We start from the raw sequence: 712 nt of genomic DNA, 5'->3' as shown, positions 1-712 counted from the left end.
CGTAACGGACGGGGAGCCCTGCCCGCCGGGGCCCGCCGTCCCCGGCTCGGCCGGCCGGCCCGTCACGCCCGCCGCGCGCGATTACATGAGACCGCGACGCCGACCAGGCACACGAGGGCACCGACGACGTCGTAGCGGTCGGGCCGGAAGCCGTCCACGACCACGCCCCACGCGAGCGACCCGGCGACGAAGACCCCGCCGTACGCGGCCAGGATGCGGCCGAAGTGCGCGTCCGGCTGCAGCGTCGCGACGAAGCCGTAGAGGCCCAGCGCGATGACGCCGGCGCCGGCCCAGATCCAGCCCCGGTGCTCGCGGACGCCCTGCCAGACGAGCCAGGCGCCGCCGATCTCGGCGAGGGCGGCGACGGCGAACAGGACGAGCGACTTGGCGACGGTCATGGCCGCGATTCTCGCAGTCGGGTCGCCCCGGCGTGGACGTCCGGGCTAGCGCGGTGGGGGCAGCGGCTCGCACCGGGCCGCGCCGCAGACCTGCAGCAGCCGCTCGGCCGCCACCGAGGTGGGACACCGGCGCGCGGTCGACCAGGACGTCCAGGGCGTGCTCGTCCGCCACGCGGACCATGCGGACGCGCCAGAGCCGGTGACGCGGGTCGAGCTGGCGGCCATCTCCCCGGCGTCACCCCCCCCCCCCCCCCCCCCCGCAGCCGCCACTGCGCGCGACGGGCCTCACGGCCGCGCAGCTCGTCCAGCGCGCG

General features: G+C 77.8%; 1 protein-coding gene. It reads right to left on the bottom strand.

What is annotated here, in order from left to right:
• Positions 1-62 precede the first annotated feature (62 nt).
• The gene (locus AC2W7G_RS17785) at positions 63-398 is read right to left on the bottom strand and encodes a YnfA family protein (RefSeq protein WP_485869601.1); all 336 of its coding nucleotides are present in this window, start codon (positions 396-398) and stop codon (positions 63-65) included.
• Positions 399-712: the final 314 nt, after the last annotated feature.

The sequence above is a fragment of the Aeromicrobium sp. PFPM2_SD2 genome, assembly GCF_057364525.1.
Note: the sequence above shows the minus strand (reverse complement) of the source record. Positions and strands in the feature narration are given on the sequence as shown.

What these genes read in the sequence shown, in the direction of transcription:
- AC2W7G_RS17785 (WP_485869601.1), bottom strand. Translation starts at nt 398, where the DNA reads ATGACCGTCGCCAAGTCGCTCGTCCTGTTCGCCGTCGCCGCCCTCGCC.